Source organism: Acaryochloris sp. CCMEE 5410 (assembly GCF_000238775.2).
Taxonomy (GTDB): domain Bacteria; phylum Cyanobacteriota; class Cyanobacteriia; order Thermosynechococcales; family Thermosynechococcaceae; genus Acaryochloris.
In genome coordinates this window covers 1,404,914-1,428,589 of record NZ_AFEJ02000001.1, presented here as the reverse complement: position 1 = coordinate 1,428,589, position 23,676 = coordinate 1,404,914, and the positions used below count along the sequence as shown (strand labels likewise).

The following is a 23,676-nucleotide window of genomic DNA, read 5'->3' as shown; positions in this document are numbered from 1 at the left end:
AGCTTAGCGAACCGCTAGTTCAACCTTAGTTCCAGCCTGACGGAGGCGTTCTGCCAGCACATCCCCCAATCCAGTGGCTGGGGTCAGCACACCACCACGGTGCTTACCGGGTAACTGATCAGCCTGAGTCGCTAAACACAATGCCGACTCACATAAAAACTTCACCGTCGAGCGGTTTCCTGGATCGCCTTGATTGTAAATCAGGCCCCGTACCTGCTGGCCATTGCTGGCTTGTCCGATCAGTTCACACCGGAACCACCCTTCATCCATCACCTGGGTCGAAGGACCGCTGCCAGGTTGAGGTAGTCGGGACTGGAGCAGCGTTCTGGCCCACCCTTGGCTTAAGGCCAAACCAAATGCCCCCGTTGCCAACGTAGTGCCAAAGGCAGCTAACGGTCCTGCGAACTTTAGATATTCCTGATAGGCAAAATGGGGACCGTAGGGTTCTTGCCATTGATCGAAGAGGGCACTACTACGTCTGACCACACGAGTATTCACAGGTCCCATAAAGAACGGGGCAATCCAGGTCTGCAAGTCTGAGTCATACTGCGGTCCTTTGGGGTCTTGGCTCAGGGGGACGATATCGGGAGGGGACTCTTCCTGGGGATTGAGCAAATAGGGGTCCGCCATTTGGGAGGACTCCCCTGACTGCATTAAGTTGATGGCCGACGCCAAGGTGCCGCCATTAAAGCCGCCTGCCGCTTTGAAGCAGGCTTTGACTTGTCGACAGGAGACGCCCAATTCTTGCTGCATAAACCGCACCACTAAGTAGGTGCCGAGGTCCGAGGGCACCGAATCAAACCCACAGAAGGGAATAATGCGGGTGCCATCCGCTGAAGCTTTGGCATGGTAGCGCTGGATCAATGATTTGACCCAAGGGGTTTCGCCGGTGATATCGACATAGTGAGTTTGCTTACGGACACAGGCATCCACCAAGAAATCCCCATATAAGGCAAATGGACCCGCCGTATTGAGAATGACGTGGGCCTGTCCCGCAATGGTATCTAGTCCTTCTTGGTCCTGACTATCGGCCACCAAAACATCCACCGCAGCCGCAAAGTCCGCTTTAACCTGCTCAAGTTTTTGGCGATTCCGACCTGCGATCGCCCATCGGATTTGCTCGCCCACATTTTGGGCAAAATATTCAACCGTCTGCCGCCCAGTAAACCCACTCGCTCCGTAGAGGACGACATCATAGGGTCGAGAATTACTCATACAGGGTCCAAGTCAACGGCTCTTTAATCGTATACCGATTAACCTTTTGCTAGGTTGAAGGAAAATCATCTTAAGGCTAGGGTCGGGATTTTCCAAACTTAGCTTGACCTGAGATGATGGATCCATCTGAATCCCTAGCTAACTATGCAAGATATCAAAGACAAACTCGCTGAAGACGTTGCGGATATTGAATGGAAAGACCTGATTCCCCATTCTCAACGGGATGCCATTATCGTGGTGACGCCTCATTTAGATTTGCTGGATGTGGGAGTTGCGATCGCAAGCGACAATACCCAATCGGTCCAGCATTGGATTAGCGAAAGTCTGATTTACAAACCCTCGGCTCAACAGTTGAGCGACTGGAACGCCCAACCCGACACACAATTCAGCACCTTGATTGTGCAACCCTTTGTTCTAGTTGCTCAGAGCAATTAAACCAAGTCTTGGCCTCGGAGCCACAGCTTTGGCGGAATCTGAAATAAATTTCGTTCGCCACGACCCAGTAGTTTAGATGGCGTAGTAACTCAGATAAGCCTCCATGAGACTTGTAGTTGAAGCTTGGTTTTACAACTCAATACCTCAAACTATATTGGAGCTTCTCAACTCTGCTCTCACACTTTCGGGTTTTACTGGAACAGACATGCTCACGACTCACATTAGGTCTTGGGATAGCGTGACATTAGAGCAACATAAAGTCTTTGTCGCGCTTAATGCTGGAACTGAGGACCATATTGTTGTAAGAGTCCAAGCAAGGATAGGTTGGAGCGAAGGGTATTCAGCCTTCGAGAAAGTCTTTCTCCATTTGCTTAAGCACCGCCAAAGCATCCATCTTGCAGAATTGTTTTTCTCAGTCAGAAATTCACAGCCTTACCCCTTTTTAACGCACTCATTTTATCGAGGCTTTTTCCCACCAACAATTGTCAATCCTGATGAGAATAGAGTTAGTGAAAGAGGGGGAAGTACTTACTGGGTACAGTGGGGACCAGAACTCCATTTCATAGCTGATAAGGTTTTTGAGCGGACTGCAGTCGATGCGGGAAGCCTAGCGCATGACCTGAATGCTGCGATTATTGATGTAGAAGGAGGAGTATTGCTTGATTGTGGCTGGGCTCAAGAATTTGTGCTTCCCCAGAGAATAAACTCCATCTAATCATTTAACTTGAAGTGATTTGTCGAGTGTTGAATATGTGAACGCCAAAGGTTTTACGGGTTGCTCAACGGAGCTATTAGGGTTTGTGATATCTGTCCTTGCTACTATGATCATGGTTATTGAGTGGCTGCAGCCATGATCTTTGAAATGGAGCAAGAAGAAGATGGTCGCTGGATTGCAAAGATTCCAACCCTATCTGGTGTAATGCTCTATGACCAAGGCCTAAAAGAAGCGATATCTAAACTGCAAACTCTGGCACTGATGGTACTTGTAGAAAGACTCGAAAATGGTGAAACTCCATCTATGTTGGTAAGTGTTACTTTGAATGCTGCATGAGTAAATGGAGCAGTACTCAATCCAAGCGAGCTTTTACAGCACTACTCAAAATTGCCTGGACCGTAGAAGGCTATAAGCTAATGTGCCAAAAACGATGAAAATCAAAATTATCAAGTTAAACGAATCGGCCCAAGTTCCTTGTTACAGCCACGCCGATGATGCAGGACTGGATCTATTTGCCATTCAAGCCCAGCAAATTTCGCCAGGTAAATCGGCACTGATCCCAACTGGAATTGCCATCGAGTTGCCCCAAGGGACAGAAGCCCAGGTGCGTCCCAGGAGCGGTTTAGCGCTCAAGCATTCCATTACGGTATTGAATTCACCAGGAACCATTGATGCGGGGTATCGCGGTGAAATTGGGGTGATCTTAATTAACCACGGTCAAGAAGCCTTTCAGGTGGTTGAGGGAATGAAAATTGCTCAAATGGTGATTGCACCAATTATGCGCGCCGAGATTGAAGAAGTATCTGAATTAAGCACCACCCAAAGAGGGGAAGGGGGATTTGGTTCAACTGGATATGCTTAAAGCGGATCAACGGGAAACACAAATGCTTGGCCAAGCGTTGATGGGTGAGGAGATATCCAACCTCAAGGCAGTGAGTTAAGACAGTGATTATCGATGGGGTTTAACAATCGTTTTGTTAGGTCCCTTCACAACAATGCCTTTGGGACCATTGAAGACCGTGCGCTTCGGACCATCGTAAAAAGTACGCTTCGGACCACTATAAAATGTCCGTTTAGGGCCGCTATAGAAGGTGCGCTTGGGACTCCGAACTAAGGTTCTTTTGGGGCCTTTACGAATAATGGGTTTCGCATTAGCTGGGATCGCAATTCCAGCCGAACCTAGTACTAGAACAGCCGCTAAAACAAGGAATTTTTTAGTCATAAGTCAATTGTGTAACGCTACTGCTTAGACTGGCACGGTTCTAGAAAGGTTCAAAGAGCAGTGAAATTATTTGTTAGATCTTTCGTCTCCCCAGGAAGCGAACCTCCAAACTCTTGCTGGATAAGTTCTAGAGAGGTTTCTGCGTTTTCAAGAAAGAGCAGGTCTAAAAGATGAAGGGAAGACGCTCTATTAGCCAATTTAAAAATAAATTGCCCCGGGAACGACAATTACGGAGTCTAAAGTCGCGGATCCCCGGAGCACACACATGATAATAACTTATGATACCCATAAAATTGCATTGTTGCAAATCTATGTAAAAATTGCCCCGCCCATGAGTTTTTGATAGCGAAGATTTAATTCGGATTGCATCAGGGGCCAAGCCCCTAAAGTGCTGTCTTTTTCCAATACTTTTTCAGCCGCTTGACGGGCTAATTCTAGGGTCTCTTGATCGTCCACTAAGCTCGCTAGGGCTAGGTCAGGCAGTCCCGATTGGCGGGTGCCTAAAACTTCTCCTGGTCCCCGAAAGCGGAGATCCATCTCAGCAATAAAGAAGCCATCTTGGGACTGTTCCAATACCGCTAACCGCTGGCGAGCCGTTTCTGTTTTCGAACTATTCATCAGTAGGCAATAGGATTGATGGGCTCCTCGACCGACTCGACCTCGGAGCTGGTGGAGCTGGGATAGGCCAAACCGATCGGCATGTTCAATTAACATCACCGTGGCATTGGGAATATCGACGCCCACTTCTACTACAGTGGTTGAAACCAAAATATGCAGGGTATGCTCCCGGAACTGGGAAATCACCTCCTCTTTTTCGGCAGAGGTGAGCCGTCCATGCAGCAGCCCCACCTGGAAGTTGGGGAAAATGGTGGTTTGCAGGCGATCATGCTCTTGTACCGCTGAGCGCAAATCGAGTTTCTCGGATTCCTCGACTAGGGGTAAGACAATATAAATTTGCCGCCCCTGGGCAATTTCCCGCCGCATCAGGTCATAGGCATGGGCGCGATCGCGGGTCGTCAACATGGTGGTTTGAATCGCCTGTCGTCCCGGCGGCAGCTCGTCAATCTGACTGACATCCAGGTCGCCATGAAGGGTTAGAGCCAGGGTGCGGGGAATAGGAGTAGCAGTCATGGTGAGCACATGGGGATGCTGACCTTTTTGCTGCAGCATGGCTCGCTGTTGAACGCCAAAGCGATGTTGTTCATCAATGACAGCTAAGCCCAAGCGATCAAATTCAACGTTGTCTTGAATCAGGGCATGGGTGCCCACCAACAGAGGCAATTCGCCTGTTTTAAGCTGTTCAGCAATTTGTCGGCGTTTGGCCGCTTTGGTAGAACCCGTCAACAAGTCAACGGGTAGATGGAGCTGATTAAACCATTCCACGAGTTTGTGATAATGCTGCTCAGCTAGGACTTCCGTGGGGGCCATCAGGGCGGTTTGATACCCGGACTGGATGGCTGAGAGGAGAGCAATCACTGCCACTACGGTTTTACCCGACCCCACATCTCCCTGGACCAGACGGTTCATCGGCTTAGAGGATTGCAAATCTGCCAGAATATCCTGGAGCACCCGCTGTTGCGCCCCGGTCAGGGTAAAGGGCAGCACCTCATAAAATCGCTCCAGTAATTCCCCATGGACGCTGAGGGGCACACTTTCTTGGGTTTGGCGCTGCTGTTGGCGGCGGACCAGCATCCCGAGCTGTAGGTAAAAGAATTCGTCGAAGATCAGACGACGACGAGCCCGATCCAAGGCATCGCTATCGGGAGGGAAATGCACATCTGCGATCGCACTCGGCAAATCCGTTAAATTATTCTGCTGCCGCAGCCCCTCGGGTAAGGGATCACGCAGGCTTTTGGCAGCGGGCAAGGCCGCCACTACCGCTCGCCTCACCAGATCCGGGGTCACCCCTTCCGTCAGGGCATAGATGGGCACCACTCGCCCAATCACCATGGACTCAATTTTGTCTCCAGAGTGGTTGAGTACCTCTAGGTCAGGGTTATCTAGGGTGATGCCATACTTGCTGCTTTTGACCAAACCAGAGGCCGCCACCACCGCTCCAGGAGGGTAAAGACGCTTTTGTTGTTCTTGCCACCCGCGACTACGAAAGCGATTACCGGCATAGAAGCGGCTGAGCTTGACTTGGCCGGTGGCATCTTTGACCACTAGCTCAAAGATAGTGAGTTTGGGATTGCGAGGACTGCTAAAGCAATTGACTCGCCGCACTGTCGCCACTAGAGTGACCGTTGCCCCTTCTTCCAAATCTCGAATAGAGACTTGGCGAGCATAGTCAATGTGGTCACGGGGATAGTAAAACAGCAAATCCCGCACGCTATACAGCCCCAGCTTCTCTAGCTTCTGAGCACTTTTAGGACCAATGCCGGACAAGGACAGAATGGGCAGATCGAGGGATAGTTTCTGAGGAGTGGCCTTGAGTTTTTGGGTGGCTGGCTTCCGGGGTTGGGGGGGCGGATCCGTGGCCTGACGGTAGTCTTTCTGGGTGGAGTAGAGGAGACGTCGAGTCTCAGCCACTAGGTGCTGGCGCTGATTCAGGGTCAGGTCTGCGTAACCACCAAACTTCTGAGCCGTTGACTGCCACCGTTCCTGCACCGCAGACTCGGAATGGGGCGGGACCGTACTGGCCAAACTCTGTTGGAGAAATTGACTAAAGCGAAATTGCTTGCCTTCTAGGTCACAAAATCCGCGATCCGCTTCTACAGAGAGGGCCTGTTGCAACCTCACCCAATCGGGCAGGTTGGAGGTGGACACAACTGGAACAGAATCACCCATAGACGTTGCAGCGATATTGCCCCCATTGTAATGATCAATGGAGATCTTGAGATCGGTTCATGACAGATGGCAACAGCTCATATTGCCAGATGGGCATGCCATTGAGGGTGAGGGTCGTCGTTTTTTGGCTGCCCAACCGTTGGGCAACCCGTTGCGATCGCACATTCTCAGGATGAATCAAGCTAATCAGGGTGGGGCACTGTAACTGGTTAAAAGCCGCATCGACGGCTACTTTTGCACTTTCTAGGGCATAGCCATATCCCCAGTGAGATCTTGCCAGCATCCAGCCCACTTCTAACCCCGGCCATCCTTCGGGATAGTAGAGGCCGACCCGACCAATCAGCGTTTGTGTGGCTTTTTCCTCTACCGCCCATAAGCCATAGCCTCGGATAGCCCAATGCCCCAATACCATGGCCATATTTTTCCAGGCTTGGGCTCGAGATAAGGTTTCGCCAGCCCCGACATAAGCGACCACCTCAGGATCTGCCAGCATGGCCGCATAGGCATCTAAATCGGCAGCACCAAACTGTCGCAGCTGTAGGCGTTCTGTTTCTAAAATCTGCATCTTGGGGGTAAGGGTTCTAAAAAGCGATGGCAGTGTCAGCCTCAATTCACCAGCAACGCAGGTTGGGGCAAAGTCTGCTTAATATCCTGTTCTGACATTTGATATTGCAAGCTTTTAGCCTGGAGTTTGCTAGTGGCTTCCAGAACCGGGAGGGGAGGACTAATCAAGAACCCCTGCACGGTTTCACATTTTAAAGACTTCAGCAATTCTAATTGTTCAGGGGTGTCTACCCCTTCTGCTACCACGCTTAAATGCAGCCCCCGCCCTAGAGACAGCACCGCATTAATCACCTCTAGCTCTTTAGCATCCGACGTCAATCGCTTGATAAAAGATTGATCAATTTTTAGGGTATCTAAGGGGAGCTGAGTGAGATAGTTCAGAGACGAAAAGCCCGTACCAAAATCATCCATGGCAATCTTAATTCCCATCCCCTGAAGCTGTTTCAGAACTTGTTGGGCCAGGGAAATATTCTTAATGGCAATGGTTTCGGTAATTTCGAGTTCCAAATATTTGGGGTCAAGTTGAGTTTGCCTTAACACCTGGGAAATGGTTTCCACCAAAGTCGGGTCATAAAATTGCCGAGTCGATAGGTTGACGGAAATCGTCAAGGGTAGCCCCGTAATCTGTTGCCATTCCACGATCTGTTGGCAGGCCTTTTCCAATACCCATTTGCCAATTTCTACAATTAAATCCGACTCTTCGGCCAGAGGGATAAAGGTGGCAGGAGAAACCAGCCCTTGTTCAGGATGTTGCCAACGAATCAGCGCTTCTAAACCTGTAATTCCCCCAGACTGTAAATTGATTTGGGGTTGATAGTACAGCATAAATTCTTGACGTTCTAACGCATGGCGGAGGTTATTTTGCAGAGCAAATAACTCCGTGGCTTCTGAATTCATATCGGCATCATAAACTCGAAAAATGCCTCGCCCTTGTTCTTTGCATTGATAGAGGGCCACGTCAGCATTTTGGAGGAGCACTTCTGCTTCTTGCCCATCATCTGGGAAGCAGGCAATACCGATACTGGCATTGATATAGATCTCATGGCGATCAATTTTCACCACTTCCTTAAAGGCATCTAAGATTCGCTGGGCCGTGCCTGTTGCATCGGCAATGGTTCTGATCTTTGCCAGTAATAGGGTGAACTCATCACCGCCCCATCGAGCGACCGTATCCCCACCTCGCAAGCAATGTTGCAATCGATTGGCCACTTCTTTGAGTAGTTCATCTCCGACGGAGTGGCCCAAGGTGTCATTGATGGTTTTGAATTTATCCAAATCCATAAACATGACCGCCAGATTATCTTGATTGCGGAGGGCATCCGTTAGGGCCTGATCCAATCTTTCGGCAAAGAGCACTCGGTTGGGCAATCCTGTTAAGGCATCGTGAAAGGCTTGCCGATGAATAATTTCATCCTTATCCTGTCGCTCTAGGGCAGCACTGACGCTAGCTGCCATGGTTCGTAGAATGGCCTCTTCTTGGTCAGACCATTGGTAATGGTCATTACAGTCATGGAGTTCTACAAATCCCCAAAAGTTGTTTTTGACAAGGATGGGAACCGCTAGCACCGATTGAACCTTCTCTTGGGAGAGCACGGCTTGTTCAGCGGTGGAAAAGCTTTGGGTGATACCGTTAATGGCAGCTCCCCCCGCTAACGTGGTATACCATCGCTGCAAGTGGGGATTGCTATAAAGCTGGTTTTGCCGATGTTCTAAATGACGGATTGAAGCAATCTGAGGGCCGGTCCATTCGTAGCGAATGCTCGTGGCTAGCCGATGGGTCTCGGCATGGACATGGTTCTCGCTAATACAGATGCGATCTACCCCAGCGGTGGTGCCAAATCGGGCTAGGGCTGCATCAATGGCTTCTTCATAACTGCCATTGGCGAGCAGGTGGGTGGTGGCTTCGGCAACGCTTTGCAGCAACCGATCCCGCTTGAATAATTCTGCCTCGACTTTTTTTCGTTCGGTAATGTCGGATAAGCAACAGCGGATCAGACCATTCTCAGAGATAAAGTGGATGGACTGCTCATAAACCTGCTGATCAACCGTCACTTCCCGGCTAAGGATTTTTTGTTTAGTGGATTGGGTGAGGGCAATGAGTCCCTGAACCGTGGGATGGTCTACCCCCAGAACTTGCAGGCGAGGAAAGGCATTATAGGCAGCAGGATTGATATAGGTCAAATCTCCTTTAAGATTGACTTCAAACATGGGGCTAGGCAGAATCTCAGGGAAAGAGGCCAATCGAACCAATGATGTGGCGGCGAAGCTGGGAGGCTCATCCCCTTCATGGACAAAGGTTTCCCGAGGATTAATATCTCGGGTGACGGCTTCTTCAAAATCGAAGTTTTTGCAAAAATCGCCAAATTCGAGATCGGTCAATGCCCCTAAAACGAGGTATTTGGCCTTCATTTGGCGGCCAAACACAATCCGATCTCCATGATTGAGCTTGGTGGAGGCACATTTCTCGCCATTGACAGCGGTGCCGTTGGTGCTGGGTTCGCCCTGCAAGTTGCCATCAATGAGCATAAATCCGTAGCTGTTGGGATCCGCATTCGTCACGCGTAAAAACAAGGCATGCTGACGAGAGATCCCCTGGGAACGGACGACGATGGAATTCGTGACGTCGCGGCCTAGGAAATAGGAAGATTCCTCCAAAGGCACTAAGCGAAAACCATCCAAATCCTCAAGGATTAGGAGATGTCGGATTTTACGTTGCGGATCATTGAGGTCTGTTGGCACGGATCATGGGGTCGCGACGTTACAATGTTCTTCCAATTTCAATGCGATCGACATCAGTAAAACTATCGATTTTCTGGGGTGATCCGCATTTCCCACCCAGATATCTAGATATTTCTACGGCTATTGGATAAGAGAACGGGGCGTTATTGGCCCATTACTCCTGCTGTTCATCTTCGTAGAAACGATAAAACAAGTAGGCATCATCAAAGGGGTGCTCATCCAAAACGTGATGAATAATTCGTTTGCGCATCAGAAGCTGCCCAATGCGTAGAGCTTCTTTACGGGTGGCCCGCTGGGTCCGCATCAACCAAATCACGGCTTCTGAGCCTACAAAACATTGGGGATAAATATTCAGCCGATGACGACGATCTTGAATATCCAGTCCCTGTTCTCCTTTCATCTGGGCTACCAATTCTGGCAGGTTGATTTGGGGGGCGGATGACCGAGAGATGGACTGAGGGCTGTATGGGGTGGAAGTCAGGATCGGCTGGGATGACGGTTGCGATCGCACAGAGCCTGGATAGTACAAATGAGGGGCATTCTCTGTCCGCTGCTGCACGAGCAAATCGATCAGCTGGTCTAGATGGGGCGATCGCACATGTAAATCTCGCTGGGGGAATGGAATTTCGATCTGGTACTGGCGAAGCATAGCTTCGATACGGAAGTACAAATCGCTTTTAAGACGATACTGCTGCCGAGGTTCGCGAAACCATACCAAGACTTCAAAATTCAGGGCACTCTCTCCAAACCCCAAGAACTGAACTTGGGGTTGAGGATGGGCCAGAACTTCTGGATGATGACTGACAGATTCAATCAGGGCCGTTTGGACGCGATCCACATCGCAACCATAGGCCACGTCCACGGGCAGGTGCAGGCGGGAGACGGGGCTGCTATGGCTCCAGTTCACCACTTCTTTTTCTAAAAAATGGGAGTTGGGGACAATGATCGTCACTTCATCGTGGGTGCGCAATTCGGTGCTGCGGGTCCCAATTTTCTCGACGGAACCCACTAGCTCTCCCACTTGGATAAAATCTCCGGCTTCGATGGGGCGATCCAGAAGCAGGATGATACCGCTAATAAAATTGCTGACGATATTTTGGAGACCAAAGCCAATGCCCAAGCCCAGGGCACTGCCAACAATCAGCAGGGCGCTGATATCCACCCCCAGCACTTGGAGGATGACCACCACTCCCAGCCCGGTAAGGACGTATTGGGTGAGAATTGCGATCGCATCTTGCAATCCCCGATTCACCCCCAAGAGCGGCAAAATTCTCGACTTGAGTAGGAGCGTCAACCCCCGTACAATCACCCACAACCCCAGAATCAATCCCACCACAATCAACAGGTCAACAATGCCGTATCCCTGTTCCTGCTCTGTCAGGATCAAGATGGGTTCGTCAAAACTCCGTAACACCAAGTACAGCAGGGTACGGAATTGGGGGAATAGTTCGCAAATATAGTAACCCACCCCAACCCAAACCAATAGCTGAAGGCTCGTCAACCCCAATAGCGCTAGGGGACGCTTCGTATCCTGCATCGTTCGCAGCTGTTGCCGCCGCCAGCGCAGTCGGATCCATTGAATACCGCAATGCAGGAGAATCGCTAGCAACAGCCCCAACCCACTCTTGAGGATGGCCTGGCGTCGATAACTGGGGGTGCGTTCCTTCAGACCCGTGGCAATCGCCCGATTAATCGTGCGCTGCCACTCCACGGCTTGTTCCATGGCATCCTGGCCCAACTTGACATCGCGATCCGTCACCGTTAAGAGGTGACGGTCAGCTAAGCGCAAGGTCGGTAAAGCGCCTGGCGTCACCTTCACCGTGGGAACACCAGGGGAATCCTGGGCTGCGGCAAAATCCCGTATGGCTTGGGCTAGGCTATCGTTGGCCTGCTTAGCCCGGTCTTTGGCCGAGAACTCCCTGAGCTTGCTGACTTGAAACAGGACTTTGCCATCTAGCACAATTGGAGCGGTATCGAAGCTGCGACCAATGGTAATTTCTGCTTGGGATGGTAGGGAAAATCCAGTCAGGAAGAGGGTCAGACTGAACAACAGAATTAGAAAGCCTTGAACGGGCCGGAATGGTCGTCGATACAGCATCTCAGAGATAGGCAAACTTGCACCTCACCCATTATTCAAGGGCGACATGATAAGAGTCTGAAATCATGCTGATCTTTTTGGAATGGTGTGCTGACGTCGAACTGTTACACCAGCCTAGGCTATCGGGATAGCCCCTCAACAATGGTCATTGCGAATTTTTCCACTGGGAAAAATGGTTTGGCAATAGCGGCTATTGCTGACATCAGCCCCACTCATATCCGCCCCTCGTAAGTTGGCCCCTTGCAGATTGGATTCACTTAGATCCACGCCGCTCAGATCAGCATTCTGGAGATCTGCATCGGTCAGATTGGCTTCACTCAAATCCACGCCGCTCAAATCGGCATCCTTGAGATTGGCCTTAGTGAGATTAGCGGCACTTAAATCCACCCCACTCAAATCGGCCTTACGTAAATCAGTTTGGGCTAAGTTCGCATCGCTCAGATCCGCACCACTCAAATCAGCTTGGCTCAGATTAACCTCACTCAAATTACAGCCACAGAACTCAGCCCCACTAAAATCAGCTTGGCTCAGATCCAGCTGATGTAGATCCAGGGCCGTGAGATCGGCTCCGGCAAATCGCCGTTCTCCGGATGCGTAGCGACGGCTTAATTCGTCTCGACTGAGTTTCATAGGTTTACTGGCGTTGCTGTCGTTTCAACCATAGCTTAATTGCCTAAACTAGTAGCAACAAAGGGGCAGACGTCAGAAGGGCAAGGATCGTGAAGCTAAACTATCGACAAATTTTGCTAGGGTCCTTTAGCTGGTCCAGATTGGTTCTGGCTCCTCTGCTGATCTACGGTTGCGTTGGACTATATGTCTTTTTTCGGGCAGATAGCATGATTTTTCTGCCCCAACCTACCAGTTATCGAGACACAGATGAGGTCCTAAAGCTCCCCGTTAATGACCAAGAGCAGATCTCGGCCCTCTACTTCCCCAATCCCCAGGCGACCTTTACCCTGCTCTATATCCACGGCAATGCCGAAGATTTGGGGGATATTCGTCCCCGACTAAAGCAGCTTCAGCAATCTGGCCTCAGCGTGTTTGCCTACGACTACCGAGGTTATGGCACCAGTGATGGACAGCCCAGCGAACAAAATGCCTATCAAGATGCCAAACAAGCCTATGCCTATCTAACCCAAGAGTTGGGGGTAAAGCCCCAGCGGTTGTTAGTCCAGGGGCGCTCCCTGGGGGGCGGATCTGCAGTCTATTTAGCGACCCAATATCCTTTGGCTGGGGTGATTTTGGAAAGCACGTTTACGTCTATCTTTCGAGTGGTGGTGCCTATTCCGATTTTTCCTTTCGATAAATTCACCAGTCTGGATCGGCTAAAGCAGGTTAAAGTCCCCGTATTAGTGATGCATGGAGAAAACGATCAGGTGATTCCTATTGACCACGGTCGGCAGTTGTTTGCAGCAGCATCTGGCCCCAAGCGATCCTTGTGGGTGGCAGGAGCGGGTCACAATAATTTTCCTCAAGTCGCTGGTGAGCGGTATTTCCAGGCGTTGAATGAGTTTCAAAAGCTCGTTCTGGACTGAATAACAGCGCAGCATATCGAAACCTTCGGTTTCTCGATCCCTTTGACGTCAATGCTCGGGAGTGAATCGGTTGGTTTCAGGGAAAAAATGGGGCAGACTGACGGGGTATCGATGGGGCTCCAAATCAGAACTAAGCCTGAGAAAGCATCTATTTGGTGGTACGGTGGGGAATCTTTAATCAGATCAGGCTATTGGTTTCAAGCCGGTTTACCCCATAAAGAGAGGAAATACCAATTGTGCATCAGCAAAGAATTCTGTGGGTACAAGTCTTTGCCCTAGCTCTAGTGCAAGGGGCAATTGTATTGATGTGGGTGATCTACAACCTTTACCTGGGAAAACTGCTGGGTGAGTTTGGGTTTACCTCTGTATTTATCACGGGTGTCTTACTGCTGGAAAACGGTCTGGCGATGCTGATGGAACCCCTAATGGGAAACTATTCCGACCGCGCCCAACGCTGGCTAGGCAGTCGATTTCCCTTTATTGCAGCAGGGGTGATTTTGGCATCGGGATTACTGATGGCGACGGCGATGCTGGTCACCTTTGGTCAGCCAGAGGGAATCTTTCGCTGGCTTTTGCCCATATTACTCGTGACCTGGGCTATTTCCATGACGGTGTTTCGCAGTCCAGCTCTGTCCTTACTAAGTCGATATGCCTTTGGCAGTGGTCTACCGCAAGCGGCAAGTGTATTGACCGTCATGGGGGCGATTGCTGGGGCGATGGGGCCTTTGGCCAATAAATATATTCTGGAGTTAGGGCCAGGGATTGCCTTTGGCCTCGCGTCACTCATTTTGCTAGGGGCTGCGGCCATTCTCAGGTCTGTCAATACAGAGGTGAAGATGCCCCATCAACCTTCTGGCGTTGGGGCTCGTCCATCCATCAGAAATTTAGCCCTGGTGTTTACAGTGGGATGGGGCACCTCGTTGGGGTTTCGATTATTGATGACGACGTTTCCCAAAATCCTCAAAACCATTCCAGGCCAAAATGTAGGCCTGACAATGGGCATAATCTTTATCGCCTTGGGGATAACGGCCATTCCAGCGGGAACGGTGGCTCGTAAACTGGGGAATCGTCAAGCCATTCTCTTAGGATTACTGGGATTAGCCTTAACGTTAGTCGTGATGAATGGGGTAGGCCAGACTTGGGCAGCGGTGGGCGTAGCGATAGCCGTTGGTACTTGTTTGAGTTTGGTGAATAATGGCACGTTGCCCTTTGCTCTTTCGATGGTGCCTGCCCAGAAAGCGGGTTTGGGAACCGGGATGTTTTTTAGTGGTGGAGCCTTGTCTGCCAGTTTATTTGGGGCTTTTTTCCAACAGCCAGATGCTTTGTCCCCTTTAATGATGACGACGGTCGCGATTGTTAGTTTTGGGGTAGCGATGATTGCGATCGCATCTAGCAACAACTCCACTCTACCATCGACATAAATTGGGACCCGAATTTTCCGGTTCAATCACCCGAAAATCCAGAAAATACATCTCCCAGTTGCGGCGAGGCGTTTGCCATTCAGGTTCTTGAACAATATTGGGGCTGTCGTAGGTTTGCCCTTGATATTTAAATACCACAGGCACAGTCTGACCCGCTTGGGTCCAGTCGTAAATCATTTTCTTGAATTCAACCACGGGAAGGGCACTGCCCTCTAGCTCTGCATTTTTTGGATCCATGTCTACCACTTCTGGTGGCAAGTTCAAGATCCAGACCACATCTTCCTGATAGCCCCAGCGTTTAAGGGGATTGGTGGCTAGTAGTAAATGGTTGGAGCGGGAGCCTTCGGTGCGGAGATTGCTGAACATGGAGAAGGTCCCGGCGGTGCGAAGTCCCAGATATGGCATCAGGCCGAAGCAGCACAGCCCAAGCAAAAACACCGCCATAAATTTGGGCATGGAGGCATTGAGAATGGGGAGTCCTTTCCAATCGGGTCTATTTTTTGGTTTAAAGAGCTGGGTGAGTATCGGCCAGAGGAAAATGACTGAAGCGAGGTTGAAGATGGCCCCAGCGGTAACTTTGATGTCGAAATCCAAATAGGCAAGGTAATACAGGGCAGAGAATAGACCTGCCATCACATTGAGGCCGAAGTACAGGTATGCTCGGTGAATCTGTCGTCCCCTCAAGGAGATCTCGGATTGTTCTTGCCAAAGTTGAAGGTAGCGATCGGGAATAAAGGTAAAGAGTAAACTTCCGGCTAAAGCACTGAAATCAACAAAGCCGATCATGGCGATAAAGGCATGCATTAACCACGAGAGCAGCAGAATCGGAGCCTGCAATCTGGGAACAAACAGTAAAATGCTACCCAGCAATTCCCAAGCGAGAACAAAGTAGATATTTGTAAGCAAGATTAGGTCGGGTAGCAGGACATAATCTCGATAGGCAAAGCCAAAATAGTACAGCAGAATGCCGCCACAGGTGAGTAAGGTGAGCAGCAGGATTTTTGGAAGTTTTGAGAATTTGAGTCTGTTGTGAATCAGTCCTTGCCAAAGTCTAAACAAGGCCAGGGCAATCACGATGACCATAACTGGAATGCCCAGGAGGTTGGATTGGACCATATCCAAAATCCGATACAGCATCATGCTGGAGCAGGAGACTTGGGGGTTGAGAAAGTCGGTGTTGAGTTTATGGAATCCGGCCCAGAAGTAGACGCCAAGTAAGGAGGCCCTAAGGAGAGGACGCATCATGGCGTAGTAATGGTCAGCGCTGGCCTGTTTGATCCAGGCGTAGACCATACCCACCATCAGAGCGAGGTTGAGGTAAATCAGGAAGTTGACGTGGTTGGCAACGTCGGGGAAGCGAAAAATCAGGAAATAGGCGGTGGAGAGGACCAGGAAGGCAAAAAACTTGATCCGGGTTATGCGGGTGAAAATGAAGACGGTGATTAGTCCCAAAAAGGCGAGGGCAAAGCCTGGAGCTTTCCACTTTTCCTGCATTTCTAGCAGGAAGGCGGTCATGTAGAGGAGGGTGAAGATGGAGAACGAACTCATCGGTTAGTTTATCGACAACTGTGTTCCCCCGTAATGGTGCTTCTGCGCTTGCGGCTGAAAACGCCATCTTTCCAAAATAAACTTGAATGGCCTAAATACGTGGTGGTTTCAGGACTCAGTTTATAGATGGTTGCAATTCTTTCTGATTGCCGAGGTAAAGCAATTGTTTCTAAATAGACCCGTCCGAAATATAAAGGATGGAGAAATAAAGATGGTAGAACGGAGTTTTACCACTTTACCAATGTTTAAAAATCTCCTTGATCATATTCACTCGCAGCAAGCAAGTGTTGGGACATTGAGTACCCCCAACTGCAGGGCTGTTTTAAGTTAGCAGCGAAAAAATAATATCGACCCGATTAGCCAGCTTAGTCATCGCGGTTTTGAGGGATTGATAGTCGTTTAGCCGCAGGATATTAATCCCAATAGTTCTAAGCACTGACCAATTGAGCAGTGCTTGTTCATCTTCGAGTCGATAATCATCTTCGCCAAAAACAACATCCTTCGGCCAATGCAACCGATTTTCAATGCCCCAATGTTCTCGGACCAGAGATTGCCAATGCTGGGGTGAGGTGGCAGCTGAACTGATGTAATAGGCCGTATTGTGATACTCCTTTCCTTTGCGAGTACCCCATCGTTGGACACAAAGTACAGAGCGAATTGCCTCCCATTCTTGTAGGGCTATGCCGACAGGCTCATAAACCTGTATACACCGATGTTCATCTCGTCCTCTACTTTGGGCGGAGTGGATGTGCTCAGCCATGGGTTTAAGACACTCAAAGTAAGTCTGGAGGTGGTCGTAAAGTCTTCCCTGATTGGATTTGACCGCCACAAGATAGTCGTTACCCGAGGCCACAATCTTCTCAAGTGTTTTTTTGGGCGTGTAAGGCATCCATGGTAATCAGCAAGCCATCGAGTTGAAGGGTTTCCAACAGTGCCTGGACGACTTTGATTTCGCTATTATCCTCCTGAGTGAGGGCTTCGAGCTTGAGGGTGATGCCTGCTTCCACCGCAAATAAACTCACCAACCCTACAAAACGCTGCTTCCCCTTGGCATCTGTCAGCCCCTGACGAATCCGTTTGCCATCAATGGAGGCTGCATAATTATCGGGAGAGTGAGTCTGGGCTTTCGAGAGCATCCATGCTTCAAATTGGTGGCTCAACGCTTGGAAGTCAAGACCCTTCATCACTCGACGAAAGGTACAGTGAGACGGAACTTCGAGGCTCTCAAGCCCCAATAGCTCACTTAAAGGCTGGCGATAATCGCTCACAAAGGTTTCTAACGGACGGTACCCTTGATATCCAGCAAGCATGCCCATCACCATCAATAGCAACAGCAGCCATAACGGATGAATACGGCCATGGGCACTGCGGAAATCCGGGACTTGCTTCAAAGTATCGATTAGATGGCTCATCGGTCTCTCTACTGTTGGTCAGTAGAACCATCCTATTTTTTCTAGGAGTAACGTAAAACAACCCTGCCCCCAACTGTTGAAACAAGCCGAGTTGAAGTACAACAAGCAAAAAGCTGAGATAGAACGACATAAAAAGCCGGGTCAATGCCAAAGGAGGAGGACGAGAACCTCTATTATCGGCTGCAGAAGAGGTTTGCCTGTGCCTGCTCTACTTGCGACACTATCCCACCTTTGAAGTGATGGGACTCCATTTTCGGGGGCCAAGAGTGAGGTAAAAGATATCGTTCACTACTGGCTAGTGATTCTACAACTACTGCGCATTGCAAGTTTGCTTGGCACTGTTCATTTCAGGGTTACAGATCTAGTCCACAGTTGAATGAAATCAAGACATTTTGAGATCTCGGGTATGGCGATCAGGGATACTCTTTCAATGTCGTAAACTTCTGCCCAACAAATCCTAAAGATGAATTCCTCTTCCTGTGTCGCCTCTACTCTTTCTCCATGCCAGCGCCAGGAGTTAGCCCTTCAGGTTTTGACCAAGACTGAACCCGTCACCAACCTCGCTAAAGAACACCAAGTCAGTCGCAAGTTTCTCTATCAACAATCCAACAAGGCAAATGACGCTTTGGAAGCAGCTTTCTCGCCATCTAATAATAATGACGATGATGTGCTTTTCCATTTACCCATCACGAAAGCTTGGTTGTTCCAACTGATTCTAGCCTTGGTGCTAATCTGCCATAGTTCTTTTCGCGGTGTCGTCGAATTGCTGCGCGATCTTTTGATTTTCCAACATGTGTCGGCACGATCCACAACCGGCTTGCCGTTGCCTCACAATCCGCTATAAAGGTCAATCAATCCCAAGACCTATCTGCGATAGAGGTGGGTTTGCACGATGAGATCTTCCATGGCTCAAAACCAGTTTTAGTCGGCATTGATGCTGCTTCCACCTATTGCTATCTCCTGGAAGCCGCAGAACATCGAGATGCGGATACCTGGGGCTATCACCTACTCAATGCTGCAGAGCAAGGACTCGACCCGACACACACTATTGCTGACGCTGGCTCAGGCTTGCGGGCTGGACAGAAGGAAGCCTTTGGAGACAAGCCTTGCCATGGGGATGTATTCCACATCCAGCATCAGTGTCAGACCCTGGCTAACAGTCTCAATCGAAAAGCAATGGGCGCTAAATCTCGACGCCAAGAGCTAGAAGCTAAGATGGCAGAGGCCAAGCAGCAAGGACAATGGCATCCCCTCTGTGTCCGTTTAGGAAAAGCGAGAACCCAGGAGAAACAATCGGTGCAACTGGCCAGAGACATTAAGACCCTGATAGAGTGGCTCAATCATGATGTCCTCCAACTCGCGGGTCCCTGTCATTCAGAACGGCTGGAACTCTATGACTTTATCGTTGCAGAATTTCAGCAGCGTGAGCATCTAGGAGGTAAGCAGATTCGAGTCTTGCGCAAAGCATTAAAGAATCAACGCGATGATCTGTTGGCCTTTGCCAAGGTATTTGATGGCAAGCTGGCTGAGATTGCCCAGCAATTCGAGACACCGCTGTTTCTCGTCAGACAGATGGTGCGCTTTTTCCGGAAACAGGCTACCTCCGAAGCCTACTGGAGGAGCTGGGGCGATCTGCATCAGAGGCTGAGTTGGAAGTTCTTTCAACTCCATGAAGCGATCCTAAATGCGATGAAACAGACACCAAGAGCCAGTTCTTTGGTAGAGAATCTCAACTCCAGGCTGCGCAATTATTTCACGCTTCGCAAACATCTTGGAACACCCTATTTAGGACTGCTTCAATTCTTTCTCAATCACCGACAATTCATGAGTAGTGGTTGTGAAGATAGGAAGGGAAAAAGTCCTAGAGAAGTGATGACAGGACAGAGCCATCCTCACTGGCTAGAGCTGCTAGGATTCAAACTCTTCAAAAGGGCTTAGCAAAAGGAATAAATTCTGGACTGGTCATTTCTGGAGATGGCCTGGTTTGTCGTGCGAGTGTTACCCATTTTGGGCCATTTCTGAACAAAGCCACTATCCGCCGCCATTTCTGATGAGGAAGTCTTTGATGCGATCGCAAAGGCCATCAAACAAATTATTCCGGTGGATCGCGTTAGCTATGCTGAACCGGCCCCAGAATTAAAGGGATTTCGCATTTTTCGATTTACTGGAGATGCCTATTTACCCACGGACATTGTTTTACCCAAAGAGAAATCAGGCTTGGGGTTTATTTATGAGCTAGGCCAACCCTATTTCTTTGCTCAGTTGGGTGAAAGCGATTTTATCGAACATGCCATGCTTATGGAAGCAGGATTGCACTGTGGCTGGAGCGTTCCTGTTCATGTAATGGGTGAGATTACGGGTATTCTCAATGCTGCCTCGTCCAAACGGATCAAAGATGGCAATCAGCTACTGTCAATTCTAACGACCTTGGCCGAACTAATGGGCTCAACCTTTGAGCGTATTCGCTTACAAGATCAAGCCGCCGCCGTTCTTCGAGATAGTGAAGAGCAAGTACGCCTCTTTATCGACGGCAGTCCTCTACTGCTGCTGGCCCTTGATTCACAGGGCTTGATTCACCATGTCAGCCATTTTGGGGCGAGTCAACTGGGATATTTAGTGGATCACCTGATTGGTTCCCCGTTTAGTATCCTCCACCCGGATGACCAGACTGCAGAAATTCAGACTTACTTACAAACCCTCTCTAACTTAGAAATTGGCGAGATTCATAGCCGCGAAGCGCAAATGTTCCAAGCTGATGGCACCCTGATCTGGGCTCGTCAAAATGCCCGTAGAGTCCATGACCATCGAGGAATTCCTCAACTTTTGTTGGCCTGTGAAGATATTTCCAAGGTGCGTTCCCTCACGGATCAGCTTCACTTTATGGCCCATCATGATGCCTTGACAGCTCTTCCCAATCACACCTTATTTCGCCATACCTTAGAAGCCCTCATTGCTAAGACGGCGGTTCAACCCACGCCCTTTGCCATGCTCTTCATCGATCTAGATGGCTTTAAAAAGGTGAATGACAGCTTGAGTCATGCGATTGGGAATGAATTGCTCTGTCAAGTGGCTCATCGGCTCCAGGGGGCTGTGACTTCATCCGATACCGTGGCTCGCCTGGGCGGAGATGAATTTGTGGTCTTACTTCCCCAGGCCACATCCCCAGATGCAGCGGCCAAAATGGCTCAGACCATTCTTCAGCAATTACGAACCCCGTTTCAAGTTCAAAACCACGATATCTTTATTGGTGGCAGTATTGGCATTAGCCTTTATCCAGCTCAAGGAAAAACCTCCAGTGAACTTATGAAGCAGGCAGACCTGGCCATGTATCGGGCGAAGGCGCAAGGGCGCAATAATTATCAGTTCTATAGTGCTCAGCTCTCTGCAACCCTACAGCGCAAGTTGGCCATTGAGCATGCTTTAAGGACTGCTATTGAGAAGGATGAACTACACCTAGTGTTTCAACCCCAGGTCGGACCTGAAGGGCAAATTTTGGGTTTAGAAGCATTAGTCCGATGGCATCATCCAACCTTAGGTATTGTTCCCCCCTCGACCTTTATTCCCATTGCTGAAGAAAGTCACCTGATTGCTGCCCTCACGGATTGGGTTCTGGACCATAGCCTAGCCATCCTTGCTCCCCTTAACAGTGCCTATCCCCATCTCTACGTGGCGGTGAATATCTCTGCTCAGGAATTTTTAGCGCCCTGTACGTTAGCTAAGCGGGTGAGGAGAGCCGGCACTGGTCTGTTAGCAGGATCTAGCTATAATGCTTCCGACGCAACCTAATGTAGATCAATGGAATGCCCATATTGTCTAAGCGAGAAGATCCTAAAGCGCGGCTTTGATAGCCTGCAAGATGGGACATTAGTCCAGCGATATCAGTGTAAGGATTGCAATCGGCGTTTCAACGAACGCACGGGTACCCCAATGGCTCGCTTACGCACCGCTAGTTCAGTAGTGAGCTATGCCATCAAAGCTCGCACCGAAGGGATGGGTATTCGTGCTGCAGGTCGAACTTTCGGTAAATCTCATACCACCATTATGCGTTGGGAAAACGCCTAGCAGACCAAGCACAGAACTGGTCACCTCCCGCACCAGCAGCCTCTGATGTGACGGTAGAAGGGGATGAAGTTTACACGCGTGTAGGCAAAATCTTCCCCCCAGCCAATCCCAGGGCTGGACCATCCATTTCCTTGAACGCGAAAGCCGCTATTGGTTGACAGCACAAGCTGGCCTCAAGGATGCACAACTTTTTGCAAATGGCGTTTACTCAGCTTGGGAGTGGGTCAAAGCCTGTGATGGGATTCGATGGTTTACCGATGGTGAGAGGCGTTATGGACAAGAACTTTGGAAGCTCGCCAATGTCTATCTCAATGGTGAGGAGTGTCATCCTGACTATGGGCATCGCAAGGTTTGGCGAGAGGGGTTAGAAGTCGCGATGAAAGTTAAAGGGTCTCAGGGGAATCGGCGAGTAGAGTGGGTGAAAGCAGAGCATCCCTTTACCGCTATCAGTCTAGGGTCTGAGGTCCATGCCAATCATAATGAGGCTCACAATGCTGCCTTGAGGAGACGATGTAGTGCTTATCGAAGACGGCAGAATCTCTACGCTAAGAAGCGGTCGGGGTTACAGCGAGTGCTAGATGTACAACGCCTGATTCATAACTGGGTTAGACCCCATTGGGGGCTCAGTAAGCAGACCACACCAGCAATGGAGATGGGATTTTGTTCTCGTCCGTTGAGCACACTAGAACTCCTCACCAATAAAGGGTTTAGGTATGTGCCCTGTTAGTAGACCAGTGCCGGAGAGCCTTAGCCGCCGCCAAACTACCCGGCTCTGCATTAGAACTAGAAATTACAGAAAGTGTGTTTCTACATCCAGGGGAAGTCCCAAGTCAATTGTTGACTGCCCTAAAAAATGAGGGAGTTCGAATTGCCATCGATGATTTTGGAACAGGTTTCTCGTCCTTGGCTTACTTATTGAATTTATCCTTCGATACCCTTAAGATAGACCGCACTTTTGTCAGTGATATTGACAATGATCCAGCCAAGGAAGGCATCATGAAAGGTATTCTGACGATCGCGAATAGCTTAGGGGTAACCTGTGTAGCTGAGGGGATTGAGTCCTCGTCTCAGTTGCACTGCCTGCAAAGATTAGGATGTTCTCACTATCAGGGATACTACTTTCAAGCTGCTACGGCAATGGATCAGCTTCTGCCTTTGATAGATAAAAAATTTCGCGTTTAATCTTGATAGCGTCCTAGATTTATTCCCAAAGTTTCATAAACTAATGAAGTTTATGGAAAGTCGGGATGTACAAATAAATAATACTCGTTTAAATTCGTTCCATAATTTCGTTGACTTAGTAATCACCAATACATGACTATTCAGGTCTATGGCATCCCCACTTGCGGCACCTGCAAGAAGGCATTGAAATGGCTGCAAGAGAATCAGCTAGAGTTTGAGTTTATTAATACGAAGGAAGAACCCCCCAGCATTCAACAAATTTCTGCTTGGGTCGATACGTTTGGCTCTAAGCCCATGCGGAATACGTCCGGTGGAGCCTATCGGGCGTTAGGAGAACAAAAGAAAACCTGGAGCGAAGACCAGTGGATTGCCGCATTTGCTGAAGATGCCATGCTCCTGAAGCGTCCCTTAATTCTGAAAGATGGCGCCCCTGTTTTGGTTGGGTTCCGGGCTTCCGATGAGGTACTCAAGGAGCGCTTGAGTCTCTAATGTTAGGAGATATCTGGGGTCAAGATAACGGCAATGACGATGGCTGCAAGGGCAATCACAATGGCAGCCTGCAAAATGCCGGAGGCTAGGTTGCCTTTGCGGATTTCGGCGCGGTGATCAATCGGGTCTAAAATGTCATACAGTCTTAATCCCACATAGAACAGCACGACACTTAAGAAGGTCCAACCAATGGATTCAAGGACTCGAATAAGAAGAGGCATGGGTACACACTTAACTTAGATCATCCCTATC

At 49.5% G+C, this 23,676-nt stretch carries 22 protein-coding genes and 1 pseudogene; 13 read left to right on the top strand and 10 right to left on the bottom strand.

Annotated elements, in window-relative coordinates; translation table 11 throughout:
* Positions 1–3: 3 nt before the first annotated feature.
* Positions 4–1,215, bottom strand: a complete 1,212-nt coding sequence (locus ON05_RS06315; protein WP_010471580.1) for a trans-acting enoyl reductase family protein — start codon at positions 1,213–1,215, stop codon at positions 4–6.
* A gap of 144 nt (positions 1,216–1,359) precedes the next feature.
* Between ON05_RS06315 and ON05_RS06310 the strand changes: the two genes are divergently transcribed.
* From ON05_RS06310 to dut, 4 genes are all read left to right on the top strand, one after another.
* Positions 1,360–1,650: a DUF2288 domain-containing protein gene (locus ON05_RS06310; protein WP_010471582.1), complete on the top strand. Its 291-nt coding sequence runs from the start codon at positions 1,360–1,362 to the stop codon at positions 1,648–1,650.
* A gap of 238 nt (positions 1,651–1,888) precedes the next feature.
* A complete protein-coding gene (locus tag ON05_RS06305; protein WP_262561284.1) occupies positions 1,889–2,365 on the top strand; it encodes a hypothetical protein in 477 nt (158 codons plus the stop codon).
* A gap of 123 nt (positions 2,366–2,488) precedes the next feature.
* Positions 2,489–2,701 carry a hypothetical protein gene (locus ON05_RS06300; protein ID WP_010471586.1) on the top strand — a complete coding sequence of 71 codons (213 nt, stop codon included), beginning with the start codon at positions 2,489–2,491 and terminating at the stop codon, positions 2,699–2,701.
* Positions 2,702–2,795: 94 nt separating this feature from the next.
* Positions 2,796–3,227, top strand: a complete 432-nt coding sequence (gene dut, locus ON05_RS06295; RefSeq protein WP_010471588.1) for a dUTP diphosphatase — start codon at positions 2,796–2,798, stop codon at positions 3,225–3,227.
* An 87-nt stretch (positions 3,228–3,314) separates the two neighbouring features.
* Here dut and ON05_RS06290 read toward each other — a convergent pair whose 3' ends face one another.
* The 6 genes from ON05_RS06290 to ON05_RS06265 all read right to left on the bottom strand — a co-directional run bounded on the left by ON05_RS06290 (position 3,315) and on the right by ON05_RS06265 (position 12,405).
* The gene (locus tag ON05_RS06290) at positions 3,315–3,587 is read right to left on the bottom strand and encodes a hypothetical protein (RefSeq protein WP_010471589.1); all 273 of its coding nucleotides are present in this window, start codon (positions 3,585–3,587) and stop codon (positions 3,315–3,317) included.
* Positions 3,588–3,896: 309 nt separating this feature from the next.
* A complete protein-coding gene (gene recG, locus ON05_RS06285) occupies positions 3,897–6,374 on the bottom strand; it encodes an ATP-dependent DNA helicase RecG (RefSeq protein ID WP_010471592.1) in 2,478 nt (825 codons plus the stop codon).
* A 34-nt stretch (positions 6,375–6,408) separates the two neighbouring features.
* On the bottom strand, positions 6,409–6,939 hold the full coding sequence (locus ON05_RS06280; RefSeq protein ID WP_010471595.1) for a GNAT family N-acetyltransferase: 531 nt from the start codon (positions 6,937–6,939) through the stop codon (positions 6,409–6,411).
* Positions 6,940–6,980: 41 nt separating this feature from the next.
* A complete protein-coding gene (locus ON05_RS06275; RefSeq protein WP_010471597.1) occupies positions 6,981–9,677 on the bottom strand; it encodes an EAL domain-containing protein in 2,697 nt (898 codons plus the stop codon).
* 154 nt (positions 9,678–9,831) lie between these two features.
* Positions 9,832–11,790 carry a mechanosensitive ion channel domain-containing protein gene (locus ON05_RS06270; protein ID WP_029315101.1) on the bottom strand — a complete coding sequence of 653 codons (1,959 nt, stop codon included), beginning with the start codon at positions 11,788–11,790 and terminating at the stop codon, positions 9,832–9,834.
* Positions 11,791–11,910: 120 nt separating this feature from the next.
* Positions 11,911–12,405, bottom strand: a complete 495-nt coding sequence (locus ON05_RS06265) for a pentapeptide repeat-containing protein (RefSeq protein ID WP_010471599.1) — start codon at positions 12,403–12,405, stop codon at positions 11,911–11,913.
* An 86-nt stretch (positions 12,406–12,491) separates the two neighbouring features.
* Here ON05_RS06265 and ON05_RS06260 point away from each other — a divergent pair, with 86 nt between their 5' ends.
* Together ON05_RS06260 and ON05_RS06255 are read left to right on the top strand one after the other, a co-directional pair.
* Positions 12,492–13,310 (top strand): alpha/beta hydrolase, encoded by an 819-nt coding sequence (locus ON05_RS06260; protein WP_029315102.1) that lies wholly within the window; start codon positions 12,492–12,494, stop codon positions 13,308–13,310.
* 236 nt (positions 13,311–13,546) lie between these two features.
* Positions 13,547–14,731 (top strand): MFS transporter, encoded by a 1,185-nt coding sequence (locus tag ON05_RS06255; RefSeq protein WP_010471601.1) that lies wholly within the window; start codon positions 13,547–13,549, stop codon positions 14,729–14,731.
* Here ON05_RS06255 and ON05_RS06250 read toward each other — a convergent pair.
* Both ON05_RS06250 and ON05_RS06245 read right to left on the bottom strand, forming a co-directional pair.
* Entirely contained in the window at positions 14,717–16,279 is a 1,563-nt protein-coding gene (locus ON05_RS06250) for a hypothetical protein (RefSeq protein WP_010471602.1), read from the bottom strand. The genes ON05_RS06255 and ON05_RS06250 overlap by 15 nt on opposite strands.
* A gap of 322 nt (positions 16,280–16,601) precedes the next feature.
* Positions 16,602–17,691, bottom strand: a protein-coding gene (locus ON05_RS06245) for an ISAs1 family transposase (protein WP_262561039.1) whose coding sequence is annotated in 2 segments (ribosomal slippage) — positions 16,602–17,150 and positions 17,152–17,691 — 1,089 coding nt in all. Because the reading frame shifts where the segments join, the coding sequence is not laid out codon by codon here.
* Positions 17,692–17,819: 128 nt separating this feature from the next.
* Between ON05_RS06245 and ON05_RS38425 the strand changes: the two genes are divergently transcribed.
* The 7 genes and pseudogenes from ON05_RS38425 (at position 17,820) to ON05_RS06215 (ending at position 23,424) form a co-directional block, all read left to right on the top strand.
* Positions 17,820–17,966 carry a transposase family protein gene (locus ON05_RS38425; protein ID WP_396149739.1) on the top strand — a complete coding sequence of 49 codons (147 nt, stop codon included), beginning with the start codon at positions 17,820–17,822 and terminating at the stop codon, positions 17,964–17,966.
* A 188-nt stretch (positions 17,967–18,154) separates the two neighbouring features.
* Positions 18,155–18,535, top strand: a complete 381-nt coding sequence (locus tag ON05_RS06240) for a hypothetical protein (protein WP_262561281.1) — start codon at positions 18,155–18,157, stop codon at positions 18,533–18,535.
* Positions 18,536–18,576: 41 nt separating this feature from the next.
* Complete coding sequence (locus tag ON05_RS06235; protein ID WP_262561279.1) at positions 18,577–19,629, top strand: hypothetical protein; 1,053 nt, start codon at positions 18,577–18,579, stop codon at positions 19,627–19,629.
* A gap of 105 nt (positions 19,630–19,734) precedes the next feature.
* Entirely contained in the window at positions 19,735–21,477 is a 1,743-nt protein-coding gene (locus tag ON05_RS06230; RefSeq protein ID WP_396149736.1) for a putative bifunctional diguanylate cyclase/phosphodiesterase, read from the top strand.
* A 9-nt stretch (positions 21,478–21,486) separates the two neighbouring features.
* A pseudogene (locus ON05_RS06225) lies at positions 21,487–22,480 on the top strand (IS1 family transposase).
* Complete coding sequence (locus ON05_RS06220; RefSeq protein ID WP_262562141.1) at positions 22,474–22,935, top strand: EAL domain-containing protein; 462 nt, start codon at positions 22,474–22,476, stop codon at positions 22,933–22,935. The pseudogene ON05_RS06225 and the gene ON05_RS06220 overlap by 7 nt, the downstream one beginning before the upstream one ends.
* 132 nt (positions 22,936–23,067) lie before the next feature.
* The gene (locus tag ON05_RS06215; protein WP_010468205.1) at positions 23,068–23,424 is read left to right on the top strand and encodes a Spx/MgsR family RNA polymerase-binding regulatory protein; all 357 of its coding nucleotides are present in this window, start codon (positions 23,068–23,070) and stop codon (positions 23,422–23,424) included.
* Between the two features lie 2 nt (positions 23,425–23,426).
* On the opposite strand, the gene ON05_RS06210 is transcribed toward ON05_RS06215, so the two are convergent.
* Entirely contained in the window at positions 23,427–23,645 is a 219-nt protein-coding gene (locus ON05_RS06210; RefSeq protein ID WP_010468203.1) for a DUF350 domain-containing protein, read from the bottom strand.
* Positions 23,646–23,676: the final 31 nt, after the last annotated feature.

What these genes read in the sequence shown, in the direction of transcription:
- ON05_RS06215 (WP_010468205.1), top strand. Translation starts at nt 23,068, where the DNA reads ATGACTATTCAGGTCTATGGCATCCCCACTTGCGGCACCTGCAAGAAG.
- dut (WP_010471588.1), top strand. Translation starts at nt 2,796, where the DNA reads ATGAAAATCAAAATTATCAAGTTAAACGAATCGGCCCAAGTTCCTTGT.
- ON05_RS06250 (WP_010471602.1), bottom strand. Translation starts at nt 16,279, where the DNA reads ATGAGTTCGTTCTCCATCTTCACCCTCCTCTACATGACCGCCTTCCTG.
- ON05_RS06290 (WP_010471589.1), bottom strand. Translation starts at nt 3,587, where the DNA reads ATGACTAAAAAATTCCTTGTTTTAGCGGCTGTTCTAGTACTAGGTTCG.
- ON05_RS06265 (WP_010471599.1), bottom strand. Translation starts at nt 12,405, where the DNA reads ATGAAACTCAGTCGAGACGAATTAAGCCGTCGCTACGCATCCGGAGAA.
- ON05_RS06310 (WP_010471582.1), top strand. Translation starts at nt 1,360, where the DNA reads ATGCAAGATATCAAAGACAAACTCGCTGAAGACGTTGCGGATATTGAA.
- recG (WP_010471592.1), bottom strand. Translation starts at nt 6,374, where the DNA reads ATGGGTGATTCTGTTCCAGTTGTGTCCACCTCCAACCTGCCCGATTGG.
- ON05_RS06210 (WP_010468203.1), bottom strand. Translation starts at nt 23,645, where the DNA reads ATGCCTCTTCTTATTCGAGTCCTTGAATCCATTGGTTGGACCTTCTTA.
- ON05_RS06280 (WP_010471595.1), bottom strand. Translation starts at nt 6,939, where the DNA reads ATGCAGATTTTAGAAACAGAACGCCTACAGCTGCGACAGTTTGGTGCT.
- ON05_RS06240 (WP_262561281.1), top strand. Translation starts at nt 18,155, where the DNA reads ATGAATTCCTCTTCCTGTGTCGCCTCTACTCTTTCTCCATGCCAGCGC.
- ON05_RS06315 (WP_010471580.1), bottom strand. Translation starts at nt 1,215, where the DNA reads ATGAGTAATTCTCGACCCTATGATGTCGTCCTCTACGGAGCGAGTGGG.